Raw genomic sequence first — 22,351 nt, 5'->3', positions numbered from 1 at the left:
CTGGGCGTCACAAGCGTCCCGGGCGTCATGGGCGTCACCGGCGTCGTCATAGGCACCACCGGACCCAGGGGGAAACACCCATGCCGTACAAGAACCGACTCCTGCGCCGCGCCAAGACCGTCGCCCTCACGGCGGCGATGACGGCCGCCGTCGCCGCACTCACACCCACCGCCGCGCAGGCCGACGACGCCCCGCGCCACTACTACATCGAGATCGGCGGCACCGGCTCCGCGCTGCCCGCGCCCCACTGCACCAAGACCTACGGCTACGCCAACCAGTACCTGGAGCCGGGCGCCGAGGTCGTCCCGGTCTGCTACCCGGCCAGCGCCGGCCCCTGGCTCAACGGCCAGAACGCGCCGGACCTCACCGCGCCGAGCTACGACAGCAGCGTCGCGCAGGGCTACCGGAACCTCCTGGCCGCCGCCGAGGAGACCCACCGCAAGGACCCCGCCGCACGTCTGACGATCGTCGGCTACTCCCAGGGCGCACAGGCCGCCGACGCCGTACTGGAGACGATCGCGAACGGCGGCACCGACATCCCGCGCGAGCAGGTCGACGGCAAGCTGTACGCCGACCCGAAGCAGCCCGACACCGGCATGTGGGCCAAGGTCCCCCAGGGCCTGGGCGCCCTCGGCTTCACCTCCACCGGGCCCGGCCCGAGGGAGTTCCCGGGCATCCCGGTCGCCCGCTTCTGCATCCGCGGTGACCTCGCCTGCGACGCCACGACGCCCGTGGCCGCCCTCGACTTCTTCCTCACCGACGTCCACCGGCGCTACGCGCTGGACGGCAACGTCATGGCCAAGACCATCGCCCAGGACGGCCTCAACGGCGTCTACTGGTACGACGCCTGACCTTCCCGTGACATGAGAAAGCCCAGGCCGGACGGCAGCCGTATGCCTTCCGGCCTGGGCTTTCGCCGACCGTGGCCGGCTGTCGTCACGCCCCCGGCCGCGCGCTGGCCCGTTCGAGTACGACCGTCCGCATGCCCCCGGGCCCGCTCTCCTCCTGCCGGACGCGCAGCCCGGCGATGCGGAGTTGCTCCAGCACCCAGGCGTGGGAGAGCCGCAGTTTGCGGTAACTGTGGGCGGTGAGAGTCCAGTCGGCGTCGGTACGGTCCCGGGTGTGGATCAGGTCGTGCACGACGACCGTGTAGTCGTTGTAGTCGTCCGGGTACTCCAGGAAGCAGGTCATGATCCGGTCCTCGGTGGCCCGGACCGGGAGGAAGCGGTCGGTGCCGGTGAGCGGAACGGTCAGGTCGCGGTAGCCGAACACGGCCGTCCCGCCGGGCGCCAGCGCGGCGGCGGCATCGGCGAAGAGCGCGGCCACGTCACCGCGCGTCGGCAGATGCGTCAACGTGTCCCCCAGACATACGACGGCTGCCGCCGACCCCGGCCGCACCAGCTCCCGCAGAGCCGTCCGCACATCCGCCCGCACGGGCCGTACCCCGGGCAAGTCGGCGGCGTGTGCGGCGAGTTCGTCCAGCAACGGTCGGCTCAGGTCGACCGCGAGGACGGAGTCGAAGCCCAGCCCGGCCAGCGCGAGGCTGGCGTGCCCCGGCCCGCACCCCAGATCCACGGCGAGCGCCCCGCCCGCCGGCCCGGCCGCCGACTCCGCGGTCACGCCCCACGCCGACAGGGAGGCACGCTGCACGGCGGCGAGCGCGTCTAGATCGCCGCCGAGCATCCAGGTGTAGTGCTCGGCTAGGAAGCGGTCGTAGTGGTGGACGGCCTGGTCCACGGACAGCCCGACAGCGGCAGCGGCAGCGGCAGCTTCGGTGGCGGTGGCAGTGGCAGCGGTGGCGGTCGTCATGGGGCGATGGCTCCCTTCGGTCCGGAGGACGAGGGAAATGTAGGACGTGGTACGGGAGTTGAGCGGCCGACCCGAACTAAATTCGGCGCCCTGGGAAAGATGACGGCCATGGACGACATTGATTCGGCGATCCTCACCCATCTCCAGCGCGATGCGCGGCTCACCAACCGCGAACTCGCCCGCAGGATCGGCATCGCACCCTCCACCTGCCTGGAACGGGTCCGCGCCCTGCGCGCCCGCGGCGTGATCACCGGCTACCACGCGGCCGTACAGCCACGCCTGCTGGGCCGCTCGCTCCAGGCGCTGGTCTTCGCCCGACTGCGCCCGCTCAGCCGGGAGGTGATCTACGACTTCGAGAGCTATCTGACCCAACTCCCCGAGGTCGTCTCGGTCTTCGTGGTCTCCGGCGACGACGACTTCCTCGTCCATGTGGCCGTCCCGGACATCGAGCACCTGCACGCCTTCCTCATGGACCGCTTCAGCGCCCGCCGCGAGGTGGTGAGCTTCCGCAGCTCGGTGATCTACCGGCAGTCGGGGACGCGCGTACTGGCACCGATGAACGCGGAGGCCGACTGAGCCTCAGACTCCGCCCAGTAGGGACGTGAGGCCGTGGTCCAGTTCCGGTCCGAGGTCCTCTCTCCCCGGCTCGACGACGGCGTACGACCGTTGCAGAAACCGCCGGAGAGGGGCCGTACCGAACCGCACCGCGGCCATGCCGTGCGGCGCGTGGAACTCCACGACCGTACGGGACCGCCCGCACGGCACGATCCGGACGTCCCCGATCCCGGCGGCCGCGCCGTCGAGCCCCTCCGCCAGGAGTGAGCGGGCGAAGGTCCATGTGACCCCCAGCCCGTCGTCAGAGACGTGGGCGGGGAAGCCGATGTGCACGGCGAAGGGCTCGGCGGCGGCGTAACGCAGGGTGGGGCGTACCGGCAGCTCCGCGTAGCCGGGGGTGACGAGGCGGGCGCGGACGGGCTGTTCGAGGGTGCTGAGGCGCATGGTCGGTCTTCTCCAGTACAGGGGACAACGTGTGTTCTCGACCCGGCGGCGCCCCCTCCGATTACGCCGAACCGGAACCCACTGCCTGTGATCTAACTCACTCGAACCATTTAGTTGAGATTTTAGTCATCTACGCTGACAAACTCGCTCGGCCCCCTCAGCCCCACCAGTCCCATCAGCCCCGCAGGCAACTGGAGCGTTCCTGCCATGTCCGACGGTTTCCCCAAGGTGCCCGCCCAGGCGTCACCTCCCGCGTCCGCGTCCGCGACCGCTTCCGTGAGTGCGTCTGCCACTGCCTCGTACGCCCGTATCTACGAGGAACAGCAGCCGCGCCTGGTCGCCTTCGCTCGCTCGCTCACGCGCAACAACTCCTGGGCCGCCGAGGACCTCGTCGCCGAGGCGCACTTCCGTGTCTGGCGGCGGCTGTCGGAGGGGCACGAGATCGAGAACGTGCCGGCGTACCTGATGACGACGGTGCGGCATCTGGCGGCGTCGGCCGTGGGCGAGGCGCGCGAGACCCCGCACGACCCGAGCTCCGCCGAGCGCACGGAGATCGCCGCGCACGCGGAGGACTCGGCGGACCCGGCCGAACAGGTCTCCTCCGTCGACCTGTTGGTGCGCGTACTGGGCCAACTCCCCGAGCGCTGGGTGCAGGCCCTGTGGCTCGCGGAGGCCGAGGGGCAGCCGCTGGAGACGGTCGGCCGGCGCATCGGCGCCAAGCAGGGAGCGACGGCCGTACTCCTGCACCGGGCCCGCGAGGGCATGCGCCAGGCCTTCCTGCGCAACCAGACCGGCGCCCCCGACGACCCCGCCTGCGAGGTCCACTGGGTGCGCATGCCGGCGTACGTGCGCGGCAGTGCGACGCCCCGCCAGTCGGAACGCCTGCTCGCCCACGTGGACGCCTGCGACGACTGCCGCGGCCGGCTCGCGGTGCTCATGCGCGCCAACGACCGCCTGCCCGCACTGGTCGGCCCGGCCCTGCTGGTCTTCGCCGTCGGCGGCGCGGGCAAGCTCCTGCTGCCCTTCGTCGCCGGGTCCGCCGCCGCCACGACCACCCTGGGCGGCCAGCTGGGCAGCGCGCTGCACACGGCCCGCCAGGCGGTGACCGGCGGGGGCGGCGCGAAGGTGCCGACGGCGATCGCGGCGGGCGCGACGGTCGCCGGCGCGGCCCTCGCGATGATGATCGCGCTGGGCGTGAACGACCCCTCTGCGACGCCGCTTTCACCGCGCGTACCGCTCGCGGAGTCGCCGGTGGCCGCACGGCCGTCGGAGGGTCCTGTCGCGGCGGCGCAGGCTCCGGGCGGGCCGGGGGAGCCGGGGGACGTGGCCGCGGTGGAGGCCCGGGCGAAGCAGGACGGGCCGCGCGGGATGGACGGCGGTGCTGGTGAGGGGGGCGGCGCGGGCGACGGGGTCGACGGGGTCGGCGATGAGGCTTTCGCTGCCGATGCCCCGGGTTCTGATACGGCGGTGAGCGGGCCGGTGGCGGAGGTGGAGACGGGCGCGGACGCGGGGGCGGACGCGCAGGCGGAGGTGGAGACGCCCGACGTCAACGAGCCCGTACCGCCCGTCGCCGAGCCGGCGCCTGAGCCTCCGGCTGTCGAGCCGCCCTCGCAGGAGGAGCCGGCGCCGGGAGGTGATGAGCCGTCACCGTCCGCGCCTGCGCCTGGACCTGTGCCTGCGCCTGTGCCGGTTCCAGCGCCTGCGCCAGCGCCGGCCGATCCGGTGGGCGAACAGCCGGGGGAGCCCACGCCGGAGAATCCCGGGTACGAGGAGCCGGGGCAGGAGGAGCCCGGACAGGAGGAGCCGGGCCAGGGGAACACGACGCCCGAACCGCCGACCTCAACTCCCGCAGAACCGACGCCGGTTGAGGAGGCGCCGGGCACGCCCGAGCCCGCCCCGGACCCGGCACCCGCCCCGGACCCGGCACCCGCCCCGGACCCGGCACCCGCTCCCGACCCGGCACCCGCTCCCGACCCCGCACCAACCCCCGACCCCGCACCCGTCCCCGCCCCGGCCCCGCAGCCCACACCGGGAGATCCGGGACACGGCTGCGGCAACTGACCCCAGAGACCGGGCGGAAAAATCACCCGCCCGGCCCTGCCTCCACCGCGTGTCCCTGATGGACATCGGTGTGACTCACGTCACCGGGATCACGCGACAAAGAAAGCGGATGCTGTGCAGGCGGTGCTGGCATGCTCATGCATGACTACTGGGGGGTAACCACCGTCTGCGCACAGCGCGGGACCGGCCGTACCAGCACACCTTGAAAGCCTCGAAGGCTGACCTCGGCATGCCCCGATACGCCCGCCCGCGCGCCGCAGCACGCCTGCTCCCCACCTGTCACCTCATGCAGCGCACCCCCATACACCGCTCCCGAGGAACAAGCGTGCACCGACCCAGGCTCAAGAGCCATGCCTTACTGCCGGCAGTAGCCATCGCGGCCCTGCTGTCCACCGGCTGCTCCACCAGCCCCCCGACCACCCCCACCGGAACACCGGCGGCGACGGCGGCCGAGCCGTCAGGGACCGCCGTGGTCCAGGAACAACTCGCCGTCGTGTCGGCTCCCTCCGGTACGGCCACCCCCACGGCGGTGGCCGACGGAGCTGAGAGAGCAACGGCGAGAAAGTCCTCCCTCAAGGTCGCCTCGTACGACCGGAAGAGCGGACGGGCCGTCATAAAGGCGCCCTCGGTCGCACCCTCGGTCGAGCCCTCGGCCGCGAACCCGACCACGGCCCCTTCGCCGACTCCCTCACCCGGCGCGTCGGACGGTCCCTCGGGCGGTCCCTCGGGCGGTCCCTCGGACGGCCCCGCGGGCGACCCGTCGAAGCACCCGTCGGTGGCCGTCGGCGACATCATCGCCAGCGCTCCCGCCCCCGGTGCCCCCGACGGCGTACTGGCCGAGGTCACCCAGGTGGTGGGCACCACGGCGGACGGCGACACGACCGTCACGACCGAACCGGCGAAGCTCAACTCCGTCCTCGGCGAGAGCAGGGCCCAGGGCACCGTGCCCGTGGACCCGTCGGCCATGGAGGTCGAGCCGCTCGTCCAGGGAGTGAAGGTCTCCTGGGCCAAGGCGGGCGACGTCCGCTTCGGCCCCGAGGGCGCGAAGCTCCCGCTCGGCAGCCTGCGTATCGACGTGGGCGCGGCGATCGCCACGGCCGAGGGTTCCCCGGCGTCGGCGTCGGCGTCCGTGCAGGGCTTCGTCCAGCTGGCCCCCGAGGTCGCGTTCTCATACGACGGTGCGGGCGGCACGGGCTCATCGCCGGGAGCCGCCTTCCTGGGCCTGTCCGGCGACTGGGCCTCCCAGTGGTCCCTGAAGGGCCGCGCGGCAGGCTCGACCGAGGGACAGCCGATCCGCATCCCGTTCGCCGAGCTCCACGCCGACCCGGTGATCCAGGTAGGCCCCGTCCCCGTCGTCGTAAATCTGGACCTGACCTGCTACATCCAGGTGAACGCGGACGGCCGGGTCACCGTCGACGTCGAACAGGACCTCAAGGGCGACTTCCGCGTCGGCGGTACCTTCTCCTGGGCCGAGGGCTGGACCCCGGTCAGCGAGTCCGACATGACGGGCGAGCCGCTGAAGGCCCGCGTCACGGCGGCCGGTGACGTCAAGGCGGCTTTGGGCGCCGAGGCCACCGTCGGCCTCTACGGCACGGTGGGCGTCACCGCCGACCTCGCCCCCTATGTCCGCGCCCACGCGGACGCGTCGGCCGAGGGCTCCGCCGACGGCACCGGAACAGCGACCGGCGCCTACGCCCTCTACGGCGGAGTGGACCTGACCGGCTCACTCCAGCTCCAATTGACCATCTTCGGCACGCCCGTACTCCAGAAGAAGATCCCGTTGGGCGCACTGCATCGAGAGTGGCTGCTGTCGGCCGGAGAGGGATCGGCGACAACGAGCCCCGCGAAGACGACCGGCTGACCCGAGGCACGGCGGCCCGCTGACGGCCGCCGCGGACCTCCGCGCACCACCACAGGCAAGGTCCACGCGGGCCGCCCCGAGGAACGTCTCCTTCTCGGCGCGGCCCGCGGCCCGCGGCCCGCGGCCTACGTGCCGAAGAGCCGGAAGGGGCAGCCGCAGGTTGCGGAGTTCCGCGTCGTCAGCCGTCCCCGTCCGAGTTCGACCCCGAGCCCGACCTCGACGAGCGACTCGAACGCGCCAGCGCGCGCACCACCTGGCCGAGTCCGATGGTCACAGCGGCCACCCCTCGCACCCAGCGCGGCCCGCCCCGCGCCGCCCACACGACGCAGACACACCCGCCCACGACGAGCGCGAGAACGCACGACAGAACGACAAGCTCGAACATGCCCGTCCCCCCTTCTTTCAGGTCCGCGCAATCCTCTCAGCCCGCACAACAGTTCCTCGAACCGCACCTCGCTCCAGGCGGGACCCGGCAAGCGGCAGGTCGAGCTCGGGGGAGACCGCGAGACCACCGACGACCTGCTCGACCGAACAGGTGAGAGGAGGCGTCACCTGCCCCCCGCAGAGGGACGACAGGCTTCGGCCCGTCATGTGCCCCTCCGTCAGGTGCCACTCCATCAGGTGTCGACATGTCAGGTATCGACACGTCAGCTGCTGGCCTGTCAGCTTCCTTGCCGTCAGCTAACCGGAGCAATCAGGAGAGCGGATCCGGAGCAACGTCAGGACGGCCGCCGATGCATACGCCAGTACTGCCGCTTCTTCTCATCCCGTACGACGACACCGAGCCGCAGCAGCTCCCCGCGCAGCTCCCGGGCGTCCTCGCCGCCTGCATCCTTCTCCCGCGCCGCCGCACGAGCCCTGAGCAGCGCGTCCGCCCCTTCGGGCAGCCCAGGCATCCCGGGAACCCAGCGCCGGAACTCCTCCCGGTGCGGATCCTCGCCCGCCCAGCGATACCCATGCCCGACGAAGGCGTCGGAAAGCCGCTGCCACGTCAGATGACAGTCCTCCCGCGCGATCTCCATACCGTCCGGACCGAGCAGCACGAGCTGCTTCCCGTCCCGTACCACCAGGCCGACCTCATCGCACCCGAACTCCTGCGAGGTGTCCCTGACGGTGAGAACCACGCGACCACGGGAGACGCTGACCGCCAACGACTCATGCACCACGATGAACCCGACGGCCAGCCCCAGCAGCACCCCCACTCCAAGGGCCCCGATGGTGCGCCCCGGCTCCGGGATGGAGTTCAGCAACTCGGCCGGCCCGTCCAAGGGCGCCCAGGGCAGAGTCACGAGCCAGTCCGCGAGCAGCGGGGCCAGCCCGCCGACCACGGCCCCGCACCCAACCCAGAAGAGCACCAGAACCCAGGCCGACTCCGCGATCACGACGGCGGCGTCGTGCTGCGACGCACCGGCCGACGGACGGCCCTCCCTGCGGCCCTGCCCCGAAAGATCCCCCGTACCCCTCATGTCCCCCATGCCCATGCTTCCGGCCTACGCTTGCCGTCTCGGCTTCCGGCGCCAATTCTCCAGGCAGGCCCCCGCCCACTGTCATCGGCCGATGGTCTACGGCACCTGCAACTTTGGTTGTCCGCCCGCAAACGAAGACAGGGCCCGGCGCCCGAGTCGAAGACCCGGGCGCCGAGACCCATATCGGCGAGCTACCTCACACAATTCCTGTTGATCGGTCTCAGCAGGTGCCGCCGAAATCGGTGACTTGCCCACCGGCATTGCCCTCGCCGTTGAGCGCATTGCCCAGAAGGCCGTTGAGGATGCCGACCTGGCCGAGGATGTCGATGTTGAAGTCGTGAGACTTGCAGTGACCGCCTCCGTGGCCGTGGCCACCCGACGGCTGGGCGGTGGCGGTGCCGCTGGCTATGAGGGTCAGACCACCGATCATGGCGGCCGCGACAGCGGCCTTCTGAAGCTTACGCATTTCTCCTCCTTAGTTGAGTAGAGCGCGCACCACCAAAGATCCACATCGCGCTCATTTCGGAGGCTATGCCGATATCTCCCACACCGCTCATCGGAGCCGCCATCCGGGGCCGTGGGCCGAACCGGTTACGTACTCCTCCCGCAGCACGAACCGAAATCACAGTCCCACCCCCGCGCCACGACGGGCTGCCCACCGGCACAGGGGAAAGGAAAGCGATTCGGCGCACGCCATCAAGACGGTTACACCACAGCCGCATCGCACTCGCCGAGCCGCAAACCGAGAAGAGAACCACCGCCGAATCGAAGCGGCACTCAACAACCGTGCCGACAACGGTGGTTCACTGTTGATCAACAAGACGCGAGTCGTCCGCGATCGAAGCGGAGTTGACCGCGCCCGAATCTCGTCGGCGCCGCTATGCCTGCTCCCCGTCACACACGACGGTCCCGTCGACCGTGCGCGGAACCTTCGCCCCGCAGGCGACCATCTTCCAGTCCAGCCGCAGCGTGTACGGCTTCCCGCCCACGTGGTAGTCGATCCACGCGGCATCGATGAACCCACCCTGCTCACCGACGTCCAGGACGAACAACAGCTCGGTGTACCCGGCCCCTTCCCGGTCCTGTTCGGCGCAGCTCTGCGTGATTCGGCTGCCGGCGCGGACGTCCGCGTAACGGCCAGGCGCCTTCCGGTTCTGGAAATGCGGGGGTTCACCGAGCGCGGCGCCGATGTAGCCCGCGTCGACGTCGGCCTTCCACATCTGCGGGGTGACCGTCCGCAGCTTGACGGAGACGGACCGCGGCTCGACCGCGGTGTCGTAGCGGACGCCGTCGAGAACGATCGGCTCACCGCTGGTCGAGCAGAGCAGATAACTGCCGAAGGTCACTGCCCACGGCACGTCTTTCGGCGCGTACACCGACGTGGTGCCCTGGGCGGTGTCGGACTGAAGCGGACCCTCGCCGTTGATGTGTTCCACGCGAGAGTTGTCGTTGTAGTAGAGCCAACCGGCCACAAGAGCCAGCGCTGCCGCCGCGGCGGTCAGGATCAGCGTGACTCTTCCCTTGCGTCCGTTGCGTGGGCGGAGGGACCGCCGCGCGGGCTCGGCGGCCTCCTCACTCCTCGTACCGCTGGTCACAGTTCCTCTTGAATGCGGTTGTAGTACTGCTGCACCTTGGACGCGTAGTTCGGCTTGTCCGTGTTGCCGCACAGGGAGTCGTGCCCCGCGTCCATCTTGTAGCTGAGCGTGGAGCCTGTGGTGTAGGCCCGAGCGGTGCTCAGCTCGATACCGATCACGGTGCTGATCTTCACGCCGCCGGAGTTGGAGTAGGTCTTGCCGGTGGTCTTGGTCCACGTTCCGGCGGGCATGTCGAACGTGCACTTCGTGCGGGACAGCCAGCGCGGCGGAAGGCCGGAGGTTGCGCGGACGGTCTTCACACCGCCGGTCTCCGACACTGCCTTCAGCTTCCGGTTGATGATCACGCCACCGCAGTCGTACTGGTACTTGTAGTAACGAACCTCGGTCCGGTACGACATCATCGGGTGGCTGTCGGGATCCCACGTGAAGTCGAAGCTCTTGGTGTTGGCCACCGCGGCGCTGCCGGACGCGGACCACTTGTGCCCGTCCTTGCTGATCGCCGCGCCGTATGTGACCTCGGCACCGTTTCGATGGGTCATCCATGCCTTGCCGCGCGTGGTGCCGTAGCCGGGGGCCGCCGGGTAGCCCTCGCCGATGGTGGCCCAGGCGTCGTTCTGCCCGATCTTCGTCGTACGGCAGGTGTCGGCACGGGAGACGAAGGCGTTCTTCACGCCCTTGGGAGCCTTGTCCAGGCGCACCGTGACTTTCGGCGCCCCGCTCATGGCGGAGCGAACGGCCCCGGCCTGCCCGCCGGCGAGCGGGTTCGCCCAGCTCTTGGCCGACGCGGACCGGGCGGTCTGGGCGACCCCTGCGCCTGCCTCGCCGACGAGACGCACGGACTGCGTGGTCCACGCGTAGCTGTCGGTCGTCGGGTCGTAGATCTCCAGCTCCAGCGACACCAGGCCGTTGGACCCGACGTAGCGGGCAGGCACATCGTCCGGATCGACCGCGACGCTGAACGTCTTGCCACTGGTGCTGATCCCCGCGGTGGGCAGCTTCAGCATCTCGACCTCCTCACCGTCGGCAAGGTCGGCCGTCTGCGTGGCAGGAAGATCGGCACGCAGCGTGAACAGCGCCCTGTCCAGCGGTATCTCCGAATCGATCTCCCCGGTGAAGGCCACCGGATCCCCCGTCGCCGCCTGCGAAACAGGCACATTGACGAGGCCCGCGACAGCGCAGGCGCCCAAGGTGAGCACAGCGAGTTTCCTCGCGAACATTTCGGTTTTCCCCCTTGTGCGAATGCACAGAGATAACCGGAAGGCATCCTTCCGGGTGTTTGGTCGCCGTGAACATATCAGGAACTTACGAGCGCCCTGTGTGGCCCAGATCACGAGAGGTGGCGGCTGTTTCCGCGTTCAGAAACTGCTGACAACCAGTCAGTGACGGACCTGAAAAAGTCAGCCCATTAGACGAGCGACTCTCTCACCGAGCTCCCCGCACACGTGCGCCCGGAAAAGTGGTCGAAGACCCGTTCGTAGCCGGTACCGGGTGAAGTGTTGAACGGATGCAGGCGAGGACCTCGGCCCGGTCATGGGTGACGTACACGCCCACGGGCGGTGAGAATCTTGAAGTCGAAGAGCCAGAAGTCACAGTCCAGCAGAGGCAATTCCGCGCCTGAACACGCGTCAGATAACAGATGTCCGGCTCTTCGCAATGCGAAGTGTCGTCGGTGACGCTGATGCGCCGATCGTCGTCGAACTCGCGCAAAAACCAGAACTACAAGGCGTTCCGGGAGGTCATCCGGCAGCTGGTTGCCGAGGGACGGCAGGTGACCGCTGAGATCTGGCCCAGCTCTCGCCCTACCTGACCTCCCACATTCTCCGTCCGGCGCCTACGCAACCGACGAACTCCGCATCCCGCCGGACGTGTTCGACCCACGCAAATGTCCGCGGCCGGGCGCTCGGCCGGGATCGGCGCCGGCTCGATGCCGGCGGCAGCGCGGCTGGACCCTTCCTTCGCGCGATGTCGGCGGGGCATCGGCGATGCTGTGGGCATGGAGTACGTGTCCAGAGTGCCGCGACCGCCCCTGGACGGGCTGATCGACGACCTCTACTACCTGGAGGGTGCGCCGCCGTACGCCCGGCTGACGCTGCCGCCGCCGTCGGCATTGCTCATCGTCAACCTCGGGGCGCCGTTCCGCATCCGCGCCGGCACCGACATCGAGGCGGCCGAGTACGCCGACGGCTGCGTGGTCACCATGCCCACCCGCGCGTGGGAGTTCGGCTACCCGCTCCGGACCCGGTCCGTCGGCGTGCACTTCAAGCCGTGGGGGCTGGCGCCGTTCCTGCCGATGCCCGCGGCCGAGCTGCGAGACCGGCCGGTGACCATAGAGCAGGTTTGGGGGCGGCCCGCCATCGCTGAGCTGCGAGACCGGCTGGCCACGGCGGACCGGCCGCAGGAGATGCTGACGCTGCTCGAGGAGGAGCTGATGCGACGGCTGTGCGAGACCGCCGGCCTGGGGCTGGTCCGCTGTACGAGCAGCACCATCGCGGCGACCAGGGGGGCGGTGGCGATCGGCGACCTGAGCATGGCAGCCGGTGTCAGCAGCACTCATCTGGCACAGCGGTTCAAGGAGCTCATCGGCGTCACGCCGAAGCGGCTGGCCCGCACCTACCGCTTCGCCGCCACCGTGTTCGCGATCAACTTCGCCGAACCGATCGACTGGGCCGACCTCGCCGGTAGCGCAGGCTACTTCGACCAGGCCCACTTCGGCCACGAGTTCCGGGCGTTCACCGGGTTCACGCCGACCCGGTACGTCGAAGTCCGGCGGCGGTTCCTGCGCGAACATCCCGGCCACGTGTTGGACAGCTGGCCGCTGCCGGCCGATTGATTTCTTACAAGAGCGACAGCTCACGACACGCTAGCTTGGGCGCACCCCAAAGCAGAGGAGAGCCTCGTGGGCAAAGTGGTCATGTACAGCTCGGTGTCGGTCGACGGCTTCATCGCGGACGAGAACGACCAGCCCGGACCGCTGTTCGACTGGTTGCTCAGCGGTGACGTGCCGTTGGACGAGAGCGGCGAGCTGAAGGTGTCACAGACGTCCTACGACTACACGCGGCCGTACTGGGACCAGATCGGGGCGACAATCGCCGGCCGCCACGTCTTCGACATCACGGACGGCTGGGACGGAAAGCCTCCGAGCGGGATCGACCACGTGGTCGTCGTGACGCACCGGCCGATGCCCGAGGGCTGGGACCCCGAGGCGCCGTTTCACTTCGTCGACGGCGTCGAGGCAGCCGTGGCCAAGGCGCAGGAGCTTGCGGGTGACCGCCTGGTCGAGGTCGCCGCCGGCGACGTCGGTGGCCAGGTGCTTGCCGCGGGTCTGGTCGACGAGGTGCGCATGGACGTCGTACCCGTCGTGTTCGGGTCCGGCAAGCGCTACTTCGGGTCGGTCGACGCGCAGCACCTGTTGGAGGATCCTGACGTGGTGATTCAGGGCAACCGGGTGCTTCACCTGCGTTATCGGGTGCGCCGTTGACCGATCTGAGCGAGTACGCGAAGAAGCCGCCGACGATTTACCACTTGCCGGCGCATGCGCGACATACCCAGCTCAGCGGCGACGTGGGCGATGGGACGTGTCTGGTACCGCTTCACGAGCCGCCTACGGCCCTCGACGCTCAGGGGCGCATTCGCGTGGGGCACTCGTAGTCCTCTCGAAATCAGACGGCGGCAGGCGCGCCACCTGTCGTGCGCGCCTGCCGCATTACGGCCTTTCAGTCCTGCGGTGCGACGCGGATACGGTTCCCGTCAGGATCGGCTGCGAGGAAGGTCAGTCCGAACCCCGCATCGTAAGGCTCCTGCAGGATCGTGACGCCCTTCGACTGCCACTGCTTGAAGATCGCGTTGACCTCGTCGGGCCCACTGTCGATGGCCAGGCCAAGTGCTCGCAGAGGCAGCACACTTGCTCACAGCACCCCCGGGTCGATCCGGCCGGTCATGAGGACGTCGTGGTTCGCGAAGAGGGCGTCGAGTTCGAAGCGTCGACGTACGTGCGCTTTCCAAGATGCGTCGGACAGGTTCGTATAGGCGTTGACCATTCGGGCACGGCTTGCCTGGGTGAGGATCCACCGAGCCCGGTCCTGGTCGGCGGTACGGCCGCCGAGTTCCGCGGCCAGCTTCCACAATTCTTCTCCGTCGCTCTGTGCGTCGACGACGGTGACGAGGGCGATGTCACCCAGGCCACGCCGGTCGGTGGACTGCGTCGTATAGGCGACCGTGAGGTTTTCGAGGGGGAAGACGGTCACGCGGCTGGTCCCGGTCAGCGCGGTGAGTGGCACGGGGCGGGTTCCGTTCTGGCGCAGGGCGCGTGGGGCGGGTCGGCCCGCTGAAGGCCGACCCGCCCTGCAGGGGGAGATCTGGGAGGCCGATTCAGCAGCAGGGGCCGTCGCCGCAGCAGGCGGGTGGGTTGCAGTCGGCGGCGGTGCCCCACAGGCGGTCGTCGACCTCGAAGCCGGCGGCCCGGATCTTGGCGACGACGTCCGTCATCAGGCCGCGGGTGCGGACCTTGGAGTTGGGCTGGTGGTGCAGGAAGTAACCGAAGTGCTGCTGACACCAGTCGGCGTACCAGCCGGTGTGCAGGATGAGCGTGTGCCAGCCGGGGTCGACCAGCTGGGAGGGTGCCATGGACGCTCCCTCGCCCGTCGTTCCCATCACGTGGACCAAGGCGAGCGCTTGGTCGATCACTCGGTCGGCGATGCACCGCTCCAGGCCCTATTCGTCGGCGCAGAACGCGGTGAGCATCTCGAAGTCGGCGTCGGTGACCAGGGAACGGCCGGAGCGGGTGTCGGGGGCGACAGCGGTTGTCATCGCGCGACCTCCTGGGCGACAGGGCCGCTGACGGGCGGCGTCGGGATCAGGTGCCGGGCCAGGCCGAACAGGGTTGTGCAGTGCACGGTTTCACCTCACAGTTGGAGGACCTTCGGGTAGCCCTCTCCCGGAGTGCCGAATGCCAGTCGTGTGCTCGGGGAGGGGGATTTCGTGGCCTGCCACGCGACGAGCGACGGCTCGTGGCGGCGGGGGCCGGCGGCAACGGCGTCAAGCCGAGGCGGGCAAGGCGAGTTGCCGACGTCCGGCGTCGATCAGCTCGCGTACCGCTTGAGGTCTGCACAGGTTGCCCTCAAAGCGCGGCGGAACCGCCCAGTAGGTGCCTGGAGGCTCACGCCGGTCGATACGCGGCACTCCCAGATACGTGTCGCCGTGCAGACATGGCGCAACCTCGCCGTAGTCCCAGACAAGGCCGGCATGCCACTGGATGAGGGCGTAGTACGTCGGTCCCATGCTTCGGTGGTCGTGGATGACGGGGCCGCGCAGCCACATCCTCAGGATGTCGGCAACCTGCTCTGACTCCTCGCCGCCGACAGCGGCGTACACGAGGTCACCGGGGATGCGGATCGCGGCGAACAACTTGCCGAGTGGGAGTAAGGCGACGCCCTGGTCTGTCCATTCCGTGAACGCCTGTTGTGGTGCCGGGTTTGCCTGGGCGAGCCACTCGGAGATCAGTCTGTCCATGTCGGTCGGCGTCAGCACCGTAGCTCCTCGGTCGAGTGCGCTGTTCACATCCACGAGGAAACCGGAGGTGACCTACCGGCCATCAGGACAGATCTTGGGGAGTTACTCGCCGCCGTCCGGACAGTTTTATCCAGCGACGGACGCCGGTAGGACTACCGTCGAGGGACCACGCGTGCGAGGGGGAGGCAGTGGGCAACAGGAGAAACACCCAGCTCGAAGGCCTGTTAGCTGAGTTCGGCTACACCCACGAACAACTTGCGCAAGAAGTGAACAGGGCAGCGGAGGAGCTGTTGGGCAGGCCCGCCAACTGCACCGACCGCCATGTGCGCCGATGGATCGCAGGCGATGTGCAGTGGCCCTGGCAGCGGTACCTTCTGCCCCTTCAGCACATCTTCGGGCGAAGCCCGGAGGACATGGGATTCAAGCCGCGCCAGTCTTCACCCGTTCCGCCTCCACCTCGTAGGCCGACGCTTGCGAGAGATCAACATGCCCGACACGTCATGCCACGCAGGGAGTTCATTGCGGTCGGACTTGTTGCAACGCTCGGCCTGGACCGCATTCCCTCGGTCGGCCGCCTCGGCACCAGCGATATCGAGCGAATTCGGGCCATCATTCCTACGCTGTACAAGTACGACCACTCCTTGGGCGGCGGCGCCCTGCACGACGCGGCGACCGAAGCGCTTCGCCGCGTGCAGAGCGCCCTCAACCACTGCACCTATGGGGAGCGTGTTGAGCGTCTCCTGTACTCAGCAATGGGGGATCTGGCGGCCTCTGCCGGATGGTTCGCATACGACGCGGGACGACAGCGAGACGCGACTGCGCTGTACAACGATGCCCTGCAGGCCGGCATGCTCTCCAAGGACGGGATGCTGCAGGCCCGGGTCTGGTCCAACCTTGCGATGCAGGCCCGCCTCCTCAACCGCGACAAGGAGGCCCTGCGTATCGGTCGCGCGGCCGTCGAAACACGCCATGCGAAGAGCGACCCATGGCTGATGGCGCTGCTCCACTGCCGCCAGGCTGTGGGCCACGCAAGGACCGGAGACCGCGCGCGTGCCCAGCGCTCCCTCGCCCGAGCCGAGACCGCCTACGAGCGAACCCAAGGGCAGCCCGCAGCCTGGCTGTCGTTTCTCACCCCTGCAGAGCTGACGGGTTTAGCGGGCGCAGCGCACCAGGCCCTCGGACAACACCGACGAGCCGAACAACTCACCGCCTCCGCACTCCAGATGCTTGAGCCGCGCTTTGAACGCAACCGGGTCTACTACACGATCCAACATGCTCAGGCACTCCTCGACGGCGAGGAGATCGAGCACGCCGCTAATCAAGCCTGCCGAGCCGCCGCCATAGCAGGGCGCGTTCAGAGCGAGCGCATCCAAGACAAGCTTGGTGACCTGCGGCAGCACCTCCAGCGATTCGCGCATGTTCCGGCAGCTGCAGACTTCCTGGAACTGACTCGACAGACGGGAGCATGAGAGTGGAAGGGTTGCGGCTGGAACGACGGGATGCGGCCGGTCTCGGCGACATCCGACAGCAGCTTCTCGACGTCTACGCGGAGATCTATGCGGACAGGTTGAGCGAGGATTTCCACAGCGTCGAGCGGTTCGACGAACGGCTCGGCTGGAACACCGAAGTACCCGGGTTCGCCGCAGTCGTGGGCTACGTCGACGACACTCCTGTCGGCTACGCGTACGGCTGCACACTTCAGCCGACGACACGATGGTGGAACGGCCTGCGCACTCCAGTGCCCAACGGCGACGCAACAGAGACAGGCACCCGAACCTTCGCGCTCTCGGAGCTCATGGTCATCGAGAAGATGCGCGGCGCGGGCGTGGCTCGCCAGATTCACGACGAGTTGCTGCGTGACCGCCCGGAGGAACGCGTCACGCTGCTGGTCGAGCGGAACCATCCCAAAGTTCGGGTGCTGTACGAGGCGTGGGGGTACGAGTGGTTTGGCGAGGTGGTGCCGTTCCCTGATGCCCCGTTGTATGACGCGTTGATCCTCCGGCGCGAAGCTGGCTGAGACTGGAGATGCCGAACGGACGCCTCAGGCTCTAGGCGGGCACGGGGCAATCCAAGCAGCGGAAGGCTCGAGAGGCGCTGCCTGAGGTGGTGCTTGCCTCGAACTCAGAGAAGCCTCCGCTCTCGTTGCGATACACCACGCCAATCCCGTGTTCGGCCAGCAGGTTACGGAGATCCTCGCGGGGAAGCTCGGGGGTGAGAACCATCAGGTGGAGCGGTTGGCTGTGAGCGATGTTTCGTAAGTAGTGGCGAGCTATCAGGAGTTGAGTCATTGCCTCGGCGATCGACTCGTTGGCTGCACTCCCTGTCGGCTCATAGACCGTGTTGTTCGCTGGGTTGTAGAGCTCGACCATGAGTTGAGCCGTTGCATCACGCATCGACACCTCAAGCTGGCCGATCGTTTCTCCTGCAGCGAGGGAGCTCTCTTCGAAGGTATCCGCCAAGTCATCGCGAGCAGCGGCAACTCGGTCGGCGTCAGACAGTTGCGTCTGCTGTCGCCTCTGGCGTCGATAGGTGCGGGTGAGCTTGGCCGCGGTGCGGTTGAACCGTGAGCGGGCATTCGTGGCGCGCGGGAGAGTGTCTTCTTCACGTCGGATGTGCGGGCCGGTGGGGCGCAGGCGAAAGACGATTACATTGCGATCTGCGCCTAGTTCATCCCTGGCCTCCCGAATTTCGAACGACTTGCGCTCGTCGAGCTTGAATTCCCCTATGTATATGTGTGTCCGGGTGTCGCTGCCAGGAACCTTGCCCACGGCGATAAATAGGTGCAGGGTGCGACCCTTGTCGACGTGCTCCAGGATCGACTTGTTGCCGCCTTCTAAGGCTTGATCGCCGCGCTTCCCAGCGCCGGTATAGGTGAATATTGGGCCGATGTCGTCATCCTCGGCGAGCCATCCGTCGCGGTATCCGAAGCGCTCGCCGACCTTGCTGTCAGAGAAGATGATGATGTTCTTCTTCTCAACTGCTGGGCAGATTCCGGCGTAGCCGGCGCCGCCGAGTACAGGATGTATTTCTGCGCGTGTGAGGATCTGGCCGGGGCGAAACCCGGAAGCGTGGGTCGTCATGATCCGAGACTAGTGGTTTCAGTGGGCACAGAGTGACAGATCTGACGCAGGTTCCTTGCGATGACGTTGTGATGAGTGCACAGCGCAGGTGAGGATGGCGCCATGGGTGACGCGACGGCGACGGTCATAGCTGGTGGCATCGGTCTCATGGCAGCAGTCATCGGGGCTGTGATCGCGGGGAGGTATGCGGAGCGGGGAGCAAAGGCCGGTGGGCGCAAGGCGGTTGAGGCTGCGCTCACCCAGGTTCAGGGGCAAGCTGCGGCGGAGCACTGGCAGTGGGTGCGTAGCCAGCGATACCAGTCCATTGCTTCTCTCCTCGCGGCCTACACAGCTCTTGATGAAGTGCTCGCGCGCATCACGCCTGAGGTCAGGGGCGCAGTCCCACTTGACGTAGCAACTAGAGATGAACTGCGGCGCGCTGCGCTTGCCCTGCAAGACAAGACAAGCCTCTTGGCGTTGTGGGGCCCAGATGAGGCAAGGGCGCTGGCATACGCCTTGACGCGGAAGGCGGTTGCGGCGGTCAGCGCACTGCTTCAAGTGGAGCGGGCAACTTCCGAAGGGCGCATCCCGGAATGGTCGAACTATGACGAGGAAAGGGGTGGCATGACCGAGGCCTATGCCACCTTCCTTCAGAGGGCCGGAGAGATAATTCGCGACCCTATGCAGTCGGTTAGTTAACGCTGCTTTCCTGGTAGAACATTGCGGATCTGAGCGTTGAGGTGGCTACCCGGCGGTGATACCCGAGAAAGACCACACATCCGCAGGCAGCTCATGATGTAGCTGCCAGGTGATGGCCATGGGCTTGCTGCCTTCATGCCGGACATAGGTAGCTGGGCCGAGCAGCATCCAAGGTTGGGCTTTGCCGATGTCGGTGTCCTTGTAGCGCCGCATGAACAGCAGGACATGGCTCCCACGTTGCTTGTGCTGCTGGTAGCGCAGACCTGTGGGAGAAGCGGCTGCGGTCGTGCTTTGTGACTCCCAGTGGAAGAGTGAGGGGCTCAACGCGTAGTCCTTGTACCGGACCGTGGGGGAGAAGTCCTTCTCGTTCTTTTCAAGGGTGATCAGTAGCGCGTCCGTCTGGTTCTGCTCGTCCCACAGAACGCCCTGTGCAAAGGATCCGGGCATCTGGCCGCCGAGGCGGGCGACACCCAGCGCGGCCAGGATCTCCGAACGGTTGTAAGCACTGTGGATCTTCAGGGGGATGTGGCTGTGCGGACCTTCCAGAGGGATGGGGAAGTGGTCGGCTTGTCCCATCACGTGGTCGAGCACCTGTCGCAGTTCGCTACGGAAGGCTCGCTGCTCGCGGAGCGATTCAAGCCCCTCCTCGTAGGAGTTGAACCCGCCAGCCTTGTCCCAGAGGTTGAAGAAAAGCATGCGCGCGTACGTTTGATCCTTCGGGCTGAGCGCCCCGTAAGTCGGTGCGTCATCGCTCAACAAGCGCGCGTATGCGTTTGCGCGTTCGCGGTCGTCTATGTGCAGGAACGCGTGTACGCGCTTCAGTAGGTCTTGCTCGCCGGCTTGTTCAGGTAGATCGGCCAGGCCAGCGCGGCGTAGGACTGTCGTCCACGAGTTGCTTGACTTGTACAGCTCCCGGACTTCACGGCGACTCTCCTTGAGATAGTCGGCGAGGAGCGGCGTGTCGAAGGCTTTCACTTCCTTGGCGAGGGTCTGCACGGTCGCCTTGATCTGGGTGCGGATGTTGTCCAGGACGAGGTCCTTGGACTTGCCTTCAAGGATGATCTGGCAGCCGGACGGAAGCAGAGGGAAGTCGTGCTCCGCGTGGTCAAGGAGACGGTTTCGCGACAGGTTGGTCATCGCGCGGAACTGCTCCTCGAACCGGAACTCGGCACGATGCTGGCCGATGAAGTCGAGCACAGTGAGCACCGGCTTGTCTGGCGTGCGGCGCAAACCCCGACCAAGTTGCTGAAGGAAGACGGTGGCGCTGTTCGTGGGGCGCAGCAGGAGCAGCGTGTCGACGTCGGGGATGTCCAGGCCCTCGTTGAAGAGGTCCACGGAGAAGATGACTTGGATGTCTCCGGACTTGAGCTGTGACAGTACCTGGTCACGAAGCTCGGGCTTTGAGGCGCTGTCCAAGGCCGCAGCCTTGAAGCCTGCATCTTGGAAGCACTTCGCCATGAAGTGAGCGTGTTTCCTGCTGACGCAGAAGCCAAGCGCCCGCATGTTCATTGGGTCGGACACTTTGTCCCGCACTTGCTTGATGACGATACGGGCACGTGCATGGTCGGCGGAGAACAAGTCGCCGAGCTGGCTCTGGTCGTACGTCCCCGAGCGCCAGTTGAGGCGGGTGAGGTCCGTGCCGTCGGGCACTCCGAAGTAGTGGAACGGACAGAGGAGGTCGTTGTCGAGGGCTTCCCACAGCCGCATCTCGGCGGCGATCCGGCCTCCGAAGAACTCGTCCTGCACATTTAGGCCATCTGCGCGCTCGGGAGTGGCCGTCAGACCGAGGAGCTGTTTCGGCTTGAAGTGGTCGAGAACGCGGCGATATGTCGTCGCCGTAGCGTGGTGGAACTCGTCGATGACGATGATGTCGAAGTGTTCCGGGTCGAACTGGTCGAGTCGCTGGTCGGTGAGTGACTGAACGCTGGCGAATACGTGCTCCCAGTCGCGCGGTAGCTCGCCACTGAAGAGCGCTTCGCCGAAGGACGCGTCGTCGAGTACTTCGCGGTACATGCGGAGCGACTGCCTCAAGATCTCCTTGCGGTGTGCCACGAAGAGCAGCCGTGGGTACCGCTTCCCGCCCCATTCTTTGTGCAGGTTGCGGTAATCAAGGGCGGCCATGACTGTTTTGCCCGTACCGGTTGCTGCGACCAGCAGGTTCTGCTGGTGACCACGTACCTCACGCTCGACTCGCAGTCGCTCGAGCATGTCGGCCTGGTGCGGATGCGGGCGAACCTCAAGACCAGAGAGACTGATCTTGGAGTCGTGATGGGATGGCGAACCGCCCGCCACGGTCAGCGCTTCGTCCAGTTTGTGGGCGTCACGATCGGGGTCGTAACGCTCAAAAGCGATGTCGTTCCAGTATGCGTCGAAGGTGGCCTCGAACTTGTTGAGCACTACCGGAGTGGCCACTGATGACAGGCGTACGTTCCACTCCAGGCCGTCGAGTAGGGCGGCCTTAGAGAGGTTGGAACTGCCGACGTACGCCGTGTCGAAACCGCTATTGCGTCGGAACAGCCAGGCCTTTGCGTGGAGGCGAGTCGAGCGAGTCTCGTAGTTGACCTTCACCTCGGCGCCGAAGTCGCGGACGAGTCGGTCGAGTGCATGGCGGTCGGTTGCGCCAATGTAGGTGGTTGTGATGACTCTGATCGGGACGCCGCGATCCCTGGCAGCGCGAAGAGAGTCTTCGAGGACGCGAATGCCGTACCACTTCACAAAGGCACAGAGCAGGTCAATGCGATCCGCTGTGGCTAGCTCAGCGCGGAGCTCACTGCCCAGACTTGGGTCCTCGGGGGAGTTGGTTATGAGAGCAGTCTCCGACAGAGGGGTCAGCGGGCGCATCGCGTAGACGCCGGGGGCTTCCTTCTCAGCCAGAGCGAGGAGTTGGCGAGGACCCTCGGCGATGAGGTCGGACGGGACGCTGCCATCGAGGTCGGCTGATTCGGATGAGAGGGACTCGATGATCTGGTTGGCTACAGCGACGCGCTTGTCATGCGGCAGTTGACTGAGCCGCCGGCTTACGGCCTGACTGATGTGTCGGGCGAGAACATGGGGTGACGATTCTTCGCTGACCTCGTCGTCGATGGCCTTCCAGCCTGCTGCGCTCAATTGCCCCATTTGCTCCTGCATGCGTTGGGTGACGAGTTCCTCGTAAACACCCGCGACAGGTTGCGACAGATCCCCCGGCTGAGCCACGCTGCTTCCCCAATCCCTGACACACAGCAGTGGCTCTGTTTTAGCAGGTGACAGTGGCAATCCTCATGGACTACTTCAGTTTCATTGGAAGTGCCGCTG

Annotated in this window: 21 protein-coding genes and 2 pseudogenes; 9 read left to right on the top strand and 14 right to left on the bottom strand. The window is 67.3% G+C overall.

What is annotated here, in order from left to right; genetic code table 11:
• Window positions 1–80: 80 nt before the first annotated feature.
• Window positions 81–851: a PE-PPE domain-containing protein gene (locus ACIBAG_RS21880; protein ID WP_399107177.1), complete on the top strand. Its 771-nt coding sequence runs from the start codon at window positions 81–83 to the stop codon at window positions 849–851.
• Between the two features lie 85 nt (window positions 852–936).
• Here the strand turns inward: ACIBAG_RS21880 and ACIBAG_RS21875 are convergent, their stop codons facing one another.
• Entirely contained in the window at window positions 937–1,809 is an 873-nt protein-coding gene (locus ACIBAG_RS21875; protein WP_399107176.1) for a class I SAM-dependent methyltransferase, read from the bottom strand.
• 108 nt (window positions 1,810–1,917) lie between these two features.
• Here ACIBAG_RS21875 and ACIBAG_RS21870 point away from each other — a divergent pair, with 108 nt between their 5' ends.
• Entirely contained in the window at window positions 1,918–2,385 is a 468-nt protein-coding gene (locus ACIBAG_RS21870) for an Lrp/AsnC family transcriptional regulator (protein ID WP_399107175.1), read from the top strand.
• Window positions 2,386–2,388: 3 nt separating this feature from the next.
• On the opposite strand, the gene ACIBAG_RS21865 is transcribed toward ACIBAG_RS21870, so the two are convergent.
• On the bottom strand, window positions 2,389–2,808 hold the full coding sequence (locus ACIBAG_RS21865) for an SsgA family sporulation/cell division regulator (protein WP_399107174.1): 420 nt from the start codon (window positions 2,806–2,808) through the stop codon (window positions 2,389–2,391).
• A 207-nt stretch (window positions 2,809–3,015) separates the two neighbouring features.
• Here ACIBAG_RS21865 and ACIBAG_RS21860 point away from each other — a divergent pair, with 207 nt between their 5' ends.
• Together ACIBAG_RS21860 and ACIBAG_RS21855 are read left to right on the top strand one after the other, a co-directional pair.
• Window positions 3,016–4,869 (top strand): sigma-70 family RNA polymerase sigma factor, encoded by a 1,854-nt coding sequence (locus tag ACIBAG_RS21860; protein WP_399107173.1) that lies wholly within the window; start codon window positions 3,016–3,018, stop codon window positions 4,867–4,869.
• 325 nt (window positions 4,870–5,194) lie between these two features.
• A complete protein-coding gene (locus tag ACIBAG_RS21855; protein ID WP_399107172.1) occupies window positions 5,195–6,730 on the top strand; it encodes a hypothetical protein in 1,536 nt (511 codons plus the stop codon).
• Between the two features lie 178 nt (window positions 6,731–6,908).
• Here ACIBAG_RS21855 and ACIBAG_RS21850 read toward each other — a convergent pair whose 3' ends face one another.
• From ACIBAG_RS21850 to ACIBAG_RS21830, 5 genes are all read right to left on the bottom strand, one after another.
• Window positions 6,909–7,115: a hypothetical protein gene (locus ACIBAG_RS21850; RefSeq protein WP_399107171.1), complete on the bottom strand. Its 207-nt coding sequence runs from the start codon at window positions 7,113–7,115 to the stop codon at window positions 6,909–6,911.
• 334 nt (window positions 7,116–7,449) lie between these two features.
• The gene (locus ACIBAG_RS21845; RefSeq protein WP_399107170.1) at window positions 7,450–8,205 is read right to left on the bottom strand and encodes a hypothetical protein; all 756 of its coding nucleotides are present in this window, start codon (window positions 8,203–8,205) and stop codon (window positions 7,450–7,452) included.
• Window positions 8,206–8,416: 211 nt separating this feature from the next.
• Window positions 8,417–8,662, bottom strand: a complete 246-nt coding sequence (locus ACIBAG_RS21840; RefSeq protein WP_399107169.1) for a hypothetical protein — start codon at window positions 8,660–8,662, stop codon at window positions 8,417–8,419.
• 412 nt (window positions 8,663–9,074) lie between these two features.
• A complete protein-coding gene (locus ACIBAG_RS21835) occupies window positions 9,075–9,791 on the bottom strand; it encodes a hypothetical protein (RefSeq protein ID WP_399107168.1) in 717 nt (238 codons plus the stop codon).
• Window positions 9,788–10,987, bottom strand: a complete 1,200-nt coding sequence (locus ACIBAG_RS21830; protein WP_399107167.1) for a hypothetical protein — start codon at window positions 10,985–10,987, stop codon at window positions 9,788–9,790. The genes ACIBAG_RS21835 and ACIBAG_RS21830 overlap by 4 nt, the downstream gene beginning before the upstream one ends.
• 797 nt (window positions 10,988–11,784) lie before the next feature.
• On the opposite strand from ACIBAG_RS21830, the gene ACIBAG_RS21825 reads away from it, so the two are divergent.
• Complete coding sequence (locus tag ACIBAG_RS21825) at window positions 11,785–12,621, top strand: helix-turn-helix domain-containing protein (RefSeq protein ID WP_399107166.1); 837 nt, start codon at window positions 11,785–11,787, stop codon at window positions 12,619–12,621.
• Window positions 12,622–12,687: 66 nt separating this feature from the next.
• Window positions 12,688–13,269: a dihydrofolate reductase family protein gene (locus ACIBAG_RS21820; RefSeq protein ID WP_399107165.1), complete on the top strand. Its 582-nt coding sequence runs from the start codon at window positions 12,688–12,690 to the stop codon at window positions 13,267–13,269.
• Between the two features lie 40 nt (window positions 13,270–13,309).
• On the opposite strand, the pseudogene ACIBAG_RS21815 reads toward ACIBAG_RS21820, so the two are convergent.
• From ACIBAG_RS21815 to ACIBAG_RS21795, 5 genes and pseudogenes are all read right to left on the bottom strand, one after another.
• A pseudogene (locus ACIBAG_RS21815) lies at window positions 13,310–13,433 on the bottom strand (IS481 family transposase); the annotation flags it as partial.
• Between the two features lie 71 nt (window positions 13,434–13,504).
• Window positions 13,505–13,666 (bottom strand): annotated as a pseudogene (locus ACIBAG_RS21810) (VOC family protein); the annotation flags it as partial.
• Between the two features lie 30 nt (window positions 13,667–13,696).
• Window positions 13,697–14,068 carry a hypothetical protein gene (locus tag ACIBAG_RS21805; protein WP_399107164.1) on the bottom strand — a complete coding sequence of 124 codons (372 nt, stop codon included), beginning with the start codon at window positions 14,066–14,068 and terminating at the stop codon, window positions 13,697–13,699.
• Window positions 14,069–14,159: 91 nt separating this feature from the next.
• Window positions 14,160–14,414, bottom strand: a complete 255-nt coding sequence (locus ACIBAG_RS21800) for a hypothetical protein (RefSeq protein ID WP_399107163.1) — start codon at window positions 14,412–14,414, stop codon at window positions 14,160–14,162.
• 411 nt (window positions 14,415–14,825) lie between these two features.
• A complete protein-coding gene (locus ACIBAG_RS21795; protein WP_399107162.1) occupies window positions 14,826–15,317 on the bottom strand; it encodes a hypothetical protein in 492 nt (163 codons plus the stop codon).
• Window positions 15,318–15,487: 170 nt separating this feature from the next.
• Here ACIBAG_RS21795 and ACIBAG_RS21790 point away from each other — a divergent pair, with 170 nt between their 5' ends.
• Both ACIBAG_RS21790 and ACIBAG_RS21785 read left to right on the top strand, forming a co-directional pair.
• Entirely contained in the window at window positions 15,488–16,768 is a 1,281-nt protein-coding gene (locus ACIBAG_RS21790; protein WP_399107161.1) for a hypothetical protein, read from the top strand.
• Complete coding sequence (locus tag ACIBAG_RS21785) at window positions 16,765–17,316, top strand: GNAT family N-acetyltransferase (protein WP_399107160.1); 552 nt, start codon at window positions 16,765–16,767, stop codon at window positions 17,314–17,316. The genes ACIBAG_RS21790 and ACIBAG_RS21785 overlap by 4 nt, the downstream gene beginning before the upstream one ends.
• A 31-nt stretch (window positions 17,317–17,347) precedes the next feature.
• Here ACIBAG_RS21785 and ACIBAG_RS21780 read toward each other — a convergent pair whose 3' ends face one another.
• Window positions 17,348–18,379, bottom strand: a complete 1,032-nt coding sequence (locus ACIBAG_RS21780) for a hypothetical protein (protein WP_399107159.1) — start codon at window positions 18,377–18,379, stop codon at window positions 17,348–17,350.
• Between the two features lie 102 nt (window positions 18,380–18,481).
• Between ACIBAG_RS21780 and ACIBAG_RS21775 the strand changes: the two genes are divergently transcribed.
• On the top strand, window positions 18,482–19,057 hold the full coding sequence (locus tag ACIBAG_RS21775) for a hypothetical protein (RefSeq protein ID WP_399107158.1): 576 nt from the start codon (window positions 18,482–18,484) through the stop codon (window positions 19,055–19,057).
• A 45-nt stretch (window positions 19,058–19,102) separates the two neighbouring features.
• Here ACIBAG_RS21775 and ACIBAG_RS21770 read toward each other — a convergent pair whose 3' ends face one another.
• On the bottom strand, window positions 19,103–22,252 hold the full coding sequence (locus ACIBAG_RS21770; protein ID WP_399107157.1) for a DUF3427 domain-containing protein: 3,150 nt from the start codon (window positions 22,250–22,252) through the stop codon (window positions 19,103–19,105).
• Between the last annotated feature and the right edge of the window lie 99 nt (window positions 22,253–22,351).

The organism is Streptomyces sp. NPDC051243 (assembly GCF_044455405.1).
Classification (GTDB): domain Bacteria; phylum Actinomycetota; class Actinomycetes; order Streptomycetales; family Streptomycetaceae; genus Streptomyces.
This window is presented reverse-complemented; position numbering and strand designations above follow the sequence as displayed.

Bases quoted from the DNA above. Each gene is read 5' to 3' on its own strand.
- ACIBAG_RS21880 (WP_399107177.1), top strand. From the start codon at position 81: ATGCCGTACAAGAACCGACTCCTGCGCCGCGCCAAGACCGTCGCCCTC.
- ACIBAG_RS21875 (WP_399107176.1), bottom strand. From the start codon at position 1,809: ATGACGACCGCCACCGCTGCCACTGCCACCGCCACCGAAGCTGCCGCT.
- ACIBAG_RS21870 (WP_399107175.1), top strand. From the start codon at position 1,918: ATGGACGACATTGATTCGGCGATCCTCACCCATCTCCAGCGCGATGCG.
- ACIBAG_RS21865 (WP_399107174.1), bottom strand. From the start codon at position 2,808: ATGCGCCTCAGCACCCTCGAACAGCCCGTCCGCGCCCGCCTCGTCACC.
- ACIBAG_RS21860 (WP_399107173.1), top strand. From the start codon at position 3,016: ATGTCCGACGGTTTCCCCAAGGTGCCCGCCCAGGCGTCACCTCCCGCG.
- ACIBAG_RS21850 (WP_399107171.1), bottom strand. From the start codon at position 7,115: ATGTTCGAGCTTGTCGTTCTGTCGTGCGTTCTCGCGCTCGTCGTGGGC.
- ACIBAG_RS21845 (WP_399107170.1), bottom strand. From the start codon at position 8,205: ATGGGGGACATGAGGGGTACGGGGGATCTTTCGGGGCAGGGCCGCAGG.
- ACIBAG_RS21840 (WP_399107169.1), bottom strand. From the start codon at position 8,662: ATGCGTAAGCTTCAGAAGGCCGCTGTCGCGGCCGCCATGATCGGTGGT.
- ACIBAG_RS21825 (WP_399107166.1), top strand. From the start codon at position 11,785: ATGGAGTACGTGTCCAGAGTGCCGCGACCGCCCCTGGACGGGCTGATC.
- ACIBAG_RS21800 (WP_399107163.1), bottom strand. From the start codon at position 14,414: ATGGCACCCTCCCAGCTGGTCGACCCCGGCTGGCACACGCTCATCCTG.
- ACIBAG_RS21785 (WP_399107160.1), top strand. From the start codon at position 16,765: ATGAGAGTGGAAGGGTTGCGGCTGGAACGACGGGATGCGGCCGGTCTC.
- ACIBAG_RS21780 (WP_399107159.1), bottom strand. From the start codon at position 18,379: ATGACGACCCACGCTTCCGGGTTTCGCCCCGGCCAGATCCTCACACGC.
- ACIBAG_RS21775 (WP_399107158.1), top strand. From the start codon at position 18,482: ATGGGTGACGCGACGGCGACGGTCATAGCTGGTGGCATCGGTCTCATG.